The 7,922-nt window shown below is 75.2% G+C and carries 7 protein-coding genes; 5 read left to right on the plus strand and 2 right to left on the minus strand.

Annotation, left to right across the window (positions count from 1 at the left end):
* Positions 1-86: 86 nt before the first annotated feature.
* On the minus strand, positions 87-494 hold the full coding sequence (locus P1P75_RS37315) for a CoA-binding protein (protein WP_319263800.1): 408 nt from the start codon (positions 492-494) through the stop codon (positions 87-89).
* Between the two features lie 127 nt (positions 495-621).
* Here P1P75_RS37315 and P1P75_RS37320 point away from each other — a divergent pair, with 127 nt between their 5' ends.
* The 5 genes from P1P75_RS37320 (at position 622) to P1P75_RS37340 (ending at position 7,312) form a co-directional block, all read left to right on the plus strand.
* A complete protein-coding gene (locus tag P1P75_RS37320; RefSeq protein WP_319263802.1) occupies positions 622-1,353 on the plus strand; it encodes a hypothetical protein in 732 nt (243 codons plus the stop codon).
* Positions 1,350-1,928 (plus strand): histidine phosphatase family protein, encoded by a 579-nt coding sequence (locus P1P75_RS37325; protein ID WP_319263803.1) that lies wholly within the window; start codon positions 1,350-1,352, stop codon positions 1,926-1,928. Before P1P75_RS37320 ends, P1P75_RS37325 begins: the two co-directional genes overlap by 4 nt.
* 31 nt (positions 1,929-1,959) lie before the next feature.
* Positions 1,960-2,586, plus strand: coding sequence for a YigZ family protein (locus P1P75_RS37330; protein WP_319263804.1), 627 nt, complete (start codon positions 1,960-1,962; stop codon positions 2,584-2,586).
* A gap of 330 nt (positions 2,587-2,916) precedes the next feature.
* Entirely contained in the window at positions 2,917-4,080 is a 1,164-nt protein-coding gene (locus tag P1P75_RS37335; RefSeq protein ID WP_319263806.1) for an exonuclease SbcCD subunit D, read from the plus strand.
* Positions 4,081-4,318: 238 nt separating this feature from the next.
* Positions 4,319-7,312 carry an SMC family ATPase gene (locus P1P75_RS37340; protein WP_319263808.1) on the plus strand — a complete coding sequence of 998 codons (2,994 nt, stop codon included), beginning with the start codon at positions 4,319-4,321 and terminating at the stop codon, positions 7,310-7,312.
* Here the strand turns inward: P1P75_RS37340 and P1P75_RS37345 are convergent.
* Positions 7,306-7,752: an Lrp/AsnC family transcriptional regulator gene (locus tag P1P75_RS37345; RefSeq protein ID WP_319263810.1), complete on the minus strand. Its 447-nt coding sequence runs from the start codon at positions 7,750-7,752 to the stop codon at positions 7,306-7,308. The two genes, P1P75_RS37340 and P1P75_RS37345, sit on opposite strands and share 7 nt — an antisense overlap.
* Positions 7,753-7,922 lie beyond the last annotated feature (170 nt).

Genomic DNA, 7,922 nt, shown 5'->3' on the forward strand with positions numbered 1-7,922 from the left:
GAGTTGAGGTGGGGGGAGGTGGTGGTCACCCGCACATTATGGAGGCCGCCTCGGGGGGTGTCAGGGGGCCCGGAGCGGCCACCCGGTCAGCCCAGCCGGGGGATCTCGATCGCCGGACAGTGGTTCATCACCATGTCCAGGCCGGCGGCCCGGGTGCGGTCGTAGGCCGCCTCGTCGACCACGCCGAGCTGGAACCACACCGCGTTCGCGCCCTTGGCGACCGCCTCGTCCGCGACGGCTCCGGCCAGGTCACTGTTGACGAAGACGTCCACCACGTCCACGTCGAAGGGGATGTCCGCGAGAGAGGCGTACCCCTGCTCCCCGTGGACCGTCTCCGCCTTCGGATGGACGGGCACGACGCGCTTGCCGAAGCGCTGGAGCACCTCGGCCACGCCGTACGCGGCCCGCCGCGGGTTCGTGGACAGCCCCACCACCGCCCAGGTGTCACCCAGCTCGGTGAGGATCCTGCGGATCGTTGCCTCGTCGCCGTACACGGCGGCCTCCTCTGACGCACGGACATCGCACGACGCCGAACGGCGTCCATCCGCTCAACATCGGACGGCGCGCACCGATTCCGCACCCGGACTGCGCGAGCGGCCCGGTCCGCCTACGCTCGGGCGCGTGCTGCGCATCATCGACGCCCGAACCGGCGAGCCCGTCGTCGCCGCCCCCGTCCGCCGTGGTCTGACCCGCGTCGAGGCCCACGCCTCGGGGTACGGCACCGGATCGCTCCGCGTCCTCCTGGTCGCCGACCTCGTCGTCCGGGTCCTGGAACTCGGCGGTACGTCCGTCCTGCCCGTGCTGACCGGCGAACGCGAGCAGGCGGAGCTGCGGGCGGCCGCGACGGCACTCGGCGTCCGCCCCTTCGAGGACGCCGGCGACCTCTCCGGCGGATTCGGCGAGGCCCAAGCCGTGCACGTGGCGGCGCAGGACAACGCCGCGACCGCGGGGGAGAGTGTGTGGGTCCCGGTCGCCGCCGTGCGGCCGGACGCGCTCGCCGGCCCGGACCCCGATCCGGCGGCCCTCCGCCTCGCACTGCTCTCCCATCACCACCGCGCACCCGCCCCGCTCGGCGCCGCCGCGCTGCACGAGGCCGCCACCACCCTCGCCCGCTGGCGCCGCGCGGTCGCCGACTGGGCACGGAGCCCTTCGCGCCCCGTCCCCGAGGACCTGCGCGGGCGACTGCGGACCGCCTGGGACGACGACCTGGACCTGCCCGCCGTGCTGAGCGTGCTGCGCTCGGTGGAGGAGGCCGGGCCCCGGCTCCCGGACGGCGCCCGCTTCGAGACGTACGCCTACGCCGACCGACTCCTCGGCCTCGAACTCACCCGCGACGTGGGAGCAGCGGCGTGAGCCCCGACGTGAGCCCCGGCCTGAGCGGCGACGTGAGCGCCGCGGCCCGGCCGCCGCGTCGGCTCGTCGTCCTGCGGCACGCCAAGTCGGCCTGGCCGCAGAGCGTGCCCGACCACGAGCGGCCCCTCGCCCCGCGCGGCCTGCGCGACGCCCCGGCGGCCGGCCGCGCGCTGGCCGACGCCGACTGCCTGCCGGACCTCGCCCTGTGCTCCACCGCCGTACGAGCCCGCCGGACCTGGGAGCTGGCCTCGGCCCAGTGGGGCATCGCACCGCCGGTCCGCCACGATCCGCGCGTGTACGCAGCCGGCGTACCGGAGTTGCTGGCCGTGGCCCGCGAGACGCCCGCCGAGGTCCGCACCCTGCTGCTGGTCGGACACAACCCCGGCCTCCAGGAACTCGTCCTCGACCTGGCGGGCGACGCGCTCCACGACGCCCTGGAACCGGTCCGGGTCAAGTTCCAGACCTCCGCCGTCGCGGTCCTGGCCTGGCATGCCCACACCTGGGCCGACCTGGCCCCGGGCGCGGCCCTGCTGACCTGGACGGCGGTGCCGCGGGGGCGCAAGGACGGCGGCTGAGGCCGTACCCACCACGGCATAGGCTGGGCCGATGCAGGACGAGTACCGCACCGTCGCCCACCGGGGCGTCCACGAGACCGAGGTCAACCGCTCCCGCTTCCTGTGCGCGCTCGCGCCGGCGGCCACGGAAGAGGAGGCCCAGGCGTTCCTCGCGGCCGTCCGCAAGGAACACGCCGACGCCACCCACAACTGCTGGGCCTACGTCATCGGCGCCGACGCCTCCGTCCAGAAGGCCAGTGACGACGGCGAACCCGGCGGCACCGCCGGCGTCCCCATGCTCCAGATGCTGCTGCGCCGCGACATGCGCTACGTCGTCGCCGTCGTCACCCGCTACTACGGCGGGGTCAAGCTCGGCGCCGGCGGCCTCATCCGCGCGTACGGCGGCGCCGTCGGTGAGGCCCTCGACACCCTCGGCACGATCACCCGCCGCCGCTTCCGGCTGGCCACGGTGACGGTCGATCACCAGCGGGCCGGCAAGGTCCACAACGACCTGCACTCCACCGGCCGCGACGTTCGCGACGTCCGTTACGGCGAAGCGGTCACGATCGAGATCGGCCTCCCGGACGCCGACGTGGACTCCTTCCGGGCCTGGCTCGCGGACGCGACGGCCGGGACCGCGGGGTTCGAGCTGGGCGGGGAGGCGTACGGGGACGCGTGAGGGCTCCGCGGGGTCCGAACGGGGTGGGGAGGCGTACGGACCGACGCGCGTCGTCGGTGTGGTCCGGGCCGTGGGGCTGGATCGCCGTCGGTCCAGCGAGGGGTGGATTGTCTGAGGCCTGTTGTCAGTGGCTCGCGATACGGTGCCGGTGAGGTGTCCGGACGGGGATCGTGAGGGACTGACGGCCAGGTGCCGGCGGCGGACCGAGGTCCGTGACGGAGCAGGTGCCGGCAGGCGTTAGCGTGGTCGGTGCCGAGAGCGGGGACCGTGGTGGTTCGGCGCTGAGTCCAGGGCTGAAGCAGGGGGAGATGTGCGGGTCGGAGCGGCGTCTTGAGAATTCTGCACACGTCCGACTGGCATCTCGGCCGGGCGTTCCACCGCGTGAACATGCTCGGGGCTCAGTCCGACTTCATCGGCCACCTCGTCACCACCGCGCGCGAGCGCGAGGTCGACGCGGTGGTCGTGTCGGGGGACGTCTACGACCGTGCCGTACCGCCGCTCGCCGCGGTCGAGCTGTTCGACGACGCCCTGCACCGCCTCGCCGACCTGGGCGTGCCCACGGTGATGATCTCCGGGAACCACGACTCCGCGCGGCGGCTGGGCGTGGGTGCCGCACTGATCGGCCGCGCAGGCGTCCATCTGCGGACCGACCCGGCCGCGGCCGGCACCCCGGTGATCCTGCGGGACGGCCTCGGCGATGTCGCCTTCTACGGGCTGCCCTACCTCGAACCCGCCCTCGTGAAGGACGCCTTCGGCGTGGAGAAGGCCGGGCACGAGGCCGTGCTCGCCGCCGCCATGGACCGGGTCCGCGCCGACCTCGCGGGCCGGCCGCAGGGCACCCGCTCGGTCGTCCTCGCGCATGCCTTCGTCACCGGCGGCACGCCCAGCGAGAGCGAGCGGGACATCACGGTCGGCGGGGTCGCCTCGGTGCCCGCCGGAGTCTTCGACGGCGTCGACTACGTGGCGCTCGGGCATCTGCACGGCTGCCAGACCCTCACCGAGCGCGTGCGCTACTCCGGCTCACCCCTGCCGTACTCCTTCTCCGAGGCCGACCACCGCAAGACCATGTGGCTCGTCGACCTCGACGCCGAGGGAAGCCTCACCGCCGAGCGGATCGACTGCCCCGTCCCCCGTGAGCTGGCCCGGCTGCGCGGCACACTGGACGACCTGCTCGCCGAGCCGGGGCTCGACCGGTACGAGGAGGCGTGGGTGGAGGCGACCCTCACCGACGCCGTGCGCCCGGCGGACCCGATGGCCCGGCTCACCGCACGCTTCCCGCACACCCTCAGCCTCGTCTTCGCCCCCGAGCGCGCCCCGGACGACCCGGACGTCTCCTACGCCCGGCGCCTCGCGGGCCGCAGCGACCAGGAGATCGCCGAGGACTTCGTGGCGCACGTGCGCGGCGCGGGCCCTGACGTGCGCGAGCAGGGCGTGCTGCGGGACGCCTTCGACGCGGTGCGCGCGGACGGCACCGTACGGGAGGTGTCACGGTGAGGCGAGGGACGGCCGCGGGGTTGGCACCGGGCGGCCCGGTGCCGCCTGGTCACCGAGCGCTCCCAGCAGCGGGGGCGTCCGCCCACGACCCCCTCGCCGTACCGACGGCGTCCGCCCGTGCTCGCGTCGGCGTTCGGACGGCGTGTGCTCGTGATCACGTCGCTGTACCGACGGCGTCCGCCCCCGACCCGCTCGCGGCTCCAGAACCGCGCACCTACGACCACCGGGGGGACGCGCGATGAGGCTGCACCGGCTCGATCTCACCGCCTTCGGGCCCTTCGGCGGCAGCCAGAGCGTCGACTTCGACGAGTTGTCCGCCGCGGGGCTCTTCCTGCTGCACGGGCCGACGGGCGCGGGCAAGACCTCCGTCCTGGACGCCGTGTGCTACGCGCTGTACGGCTCCGTCCCCGGCGCCCGGCAGAGCGCCCAGGGGCTGACCCTGCGCAGCGACCACGCCGCCCCCGGCACCCGTACCGAGGTCACCCTCGAACTCACCGTCGCGGGGCGGCGGCTGGAGGTCACCCGGCAGCCGCCCTGGGAGCGCCCCAAGAAGCGTGGCCGTCCCGGCACCACCGTCGAGAAGGCCCAGAGCGGGCTGCGCGAGTACGACGCCGTCGCCGGGTCCTGGAAGGACCTCAGCCGCTCCCACCAGGAGATCGGCGAGGAGATCACCCAGCTGCTGGGCATGAGCCGTGAGCAGTTCTGCCAGGTCGTGCTGCTGCCCCAGGGCGACTTCGCGCGGTTTCTGCGCGCCGACGCCGAGGCACGGGGGCGGCTGCTCGGCCGTCTCTTCGACACCCAGCGCTTCGCCGAGGTCGAGAAGCGGCTCGCCGAGCGCCGGCGTGCCGCCGAGGCACGTGTGCGTGAGGGCGACACGGCACTCCTGGCCGACGCGCATCGCATGCAGCAGGCCGCCGGTGACGCCATGGAACTGCCCGAACTCGCCCCGGGCGAACCGGGCCTGGCCGAGGCGGTGCTGACCGCCGCCGCCGTGGCCCGCAGCAGCGCCCGTGAGCGGCTCACGATCGCCGAGTGCGGCCGCCTGGCCGCCGAGTCCGCCCGGGCCGCCGCCGAGCGCGCGCTGGCCGACGTACGCGAACTCGACCGGTTGCAGCGGCGGTTCGCCGAGGCGCGGGAGCGGGCCCGGCTGCTTCAGGAGCGGGCCGGGGCGCACCGGGAGGCGCGGGCGCGGATGGAGCGGGCGCGCAAGGCGGAGGCGGTGGCACCGGCCCTGGAACTGCGGGAGGCCGCCGACGCCGAGCACCGCGGAGCGGCCGCCGCCGAGGTACGCGCGCGGGCGCTGCTGCCGGAGGGGTTCGCCGAGGCCGGCGCGGGCGGGCTGGCCACGGCCGCCCGACGGGCCGCGCAGGAGCTGGGCGGGCTGGAGTCGGCCCGCCGCGGTGAGCTGCGGCTGGCCGGACTGCTCGCCGAGCGCACCGACCTGGACCGGCAGGAACGCGCCGACGAGGACGTACTCGCGGAGACCGAGGGCTGGCTGGCCGGCTGGGACGCGACCCGCGCGGCGCTCCAGGAGCGGGTCGAGTCCGCGCAGGAGGCCGCGACGCGCGCCGAACAGCTTGCCGTGCAGCGTGAGCCCGCGCAGCGCCGGCTGACGGCGGCCCGGCTGCGTGACCAGCTCGACCGCGACAGCGGCGACGCCCAGCGCCAGGCCCTCGCCGCCGGTGAGCGGGCCCTGGCGGCCCGCACCCACTGGCTCGACCTGAAGGAGCAGCGGCTCAACGGCATCGCCGCCGAGCTGGCCGCCACCCTGCGCGACGGCGAACCCTGCGCGGTCTGCGGCGGCACCGACCACCCCGCCCCCGCCCGCAAGGTCGCCGGTCATGTCGACCGCGAGGCCGAGGAAGCGGCCCTCGCCGCCTACCAGCGCGCGGAGCAGCACCGCGCGGACGCCGAGCGCGACCTCGGACGCGTCCGGGAGAACCTCGCCGCCGCCCGTGCGGAGGCGGGCGACGCCCCCACCGGGCGACTCGCCGCGGAGGCCGAGGAGTTGGAGAGCGCCTACGGCCTTGCCCGCCGGGACGCCTCCGCGCTGCACCCCGCGCGCGAGGAGCTGCGCCGCGCCGAGCAGGAGCACGAGCGCCGCACCGCCGCCCAGCGGGAGGCCGCCGTCAGGGCCGCCTCCCGGGTGGGCCACCGCGAGCGGCTGGAGCGTGAACGGGCCGCGCTGGAAGAGGAGTTGGCCGAGGCCCGGGGCAGCGCCCGGAGCGTGTCCGCACGCGCCGAGCAGCTGGAGCGGCAGGCCGCCCGGCTCACCGAAGCGGCCGACGCCGTCCGCGCCGCCGAGGAGAGCGCCGGACGCCTCAAGGCCGCCGACGGACGCCTCGACGAGGCCGCCTTCCGAGCCGGGTTCGACACCCCGCTGGCCGCCGCCGACGCCCTCCTCGACGATGCCGCCCACCGAGAGCTGCAACACCGCCTGGACGCCTGGCAGTCGGAGGAGGCGGCCGTCCGGGCCGTGCTCGCCGAGCCCGACACCGTGGCCGCCGCCCAGGAGCCCGCCGTCGACCTCGCGGCGGCCGAGCAGGAGGCCGGCCGGGCCGCCGAACGGCTGCGCCGGGCCGCCTCCGCCCAGGACGAGGCCGCCCGCCGCTGCGCCGAACTCGACCGCCTCTCCGCGCGCGCGGCCGACGCCGTACGGCGCCTCGCGCCGCTGCGCGAGGAGTACGACCGGGTGGCCCGCATGGCGGGCCTCACGGCGGGCACCTCGGCGGACAACGAACGCAAGATGCGCCTGGAGGCGTACGTGCTGGCCGCCCGCCTGGAACAGGTGGCCGCCGCCGCGACGGTCCGCCTCCAGCGCATGTCGTCGGGCCGGTACACCCTCGTGCACTCCGACGACCGGGCCGGGCGCGGCCGCAGCGGCCTCGGCCTGCACGTGGTCGACGCCTGGACCGGACGCGAACGGGACACGGCCACGCTGTCCGGCGGCGAGACCTTCTTCGCCTCCCTCGCCCTCGCGCTCGGTCTCGCGGACGTCGTCACCGACGAGGCGGGCGGGGTCCGGCTGGACACCCTCTTCATCGACGAGGGGTTCGGCAGCCTCGACGACCAGACGCTGGACGAGGTCCTCGACGTCCTCGACTCCCTGCGCGAACGCGACCGTAGTGTGGGCATCGTCAGCCATGTCGCCGATCTGCGGCGGCGCATCCACGCCCAGCTGGAGATCGTGAAGGGACGGTCGGGGTCGGTGGTGCGGCAGCGCGGTCAGTGACCGAGCGGGCGCCGGGTCAGGGGCGAGGAGTACACCACACTGGTCGTCACCGCCCCCAGGGCGCCGATCTTGCCCGTCAGCTCCTCCAGGTGCCGCATGGAACGGGCCGCGACCTTGATGACGAAACAGTCGTCGCCCGTGACGTGGTGCGCCTCCAGGATCTCGGGCGTGACGGCCACCAGGTCGTGGAAGGGCTTGTAGTTGCCGTTGGGGTAGCGCAGCCGCACGAAGGCGAGGACCGCCAGGCCGAGCCGCTCCAGGTCCACGACGGCCGCGTACCCCTGGATGACGCCCGCCTCCTCCAGCCGCCGCACCCGCTCGGTGACCGCGCTCGCGGACATCGACACGGCGCGCGCCAGGTCGGCGAAACTGGCCCGCCCCTCACGCTGGAGAACCTCGAGGATGCGCCAGTCGGTGGCGTCCGGGGAATACACGGTCATCTCCGAGGAATACCAGGGGAATCCCCGGCCCCGCAAGATCCATGCCGGGGATCGTCCCTTCATCGGGGCCTTGCGCGGCCGTAGATTTCTGGTCATCGCCACAGGACAGAGAGGCCTTCGGATGACCGTCACCAGCCCCACGGCCCCGATCCCCATGAGCTCCACGGCCC

Source organism: Streptomyces sp. ID05-39B, assembly GCF_033794725.1.
In the GTDB taxonomy this organism is placed as follows: domain Bacteria; phylum Actinomycetota; class Actinomycetes; order Streptomycetales; family Streptomycetaceae; genus Streptomyces; species Streptomyces bobili.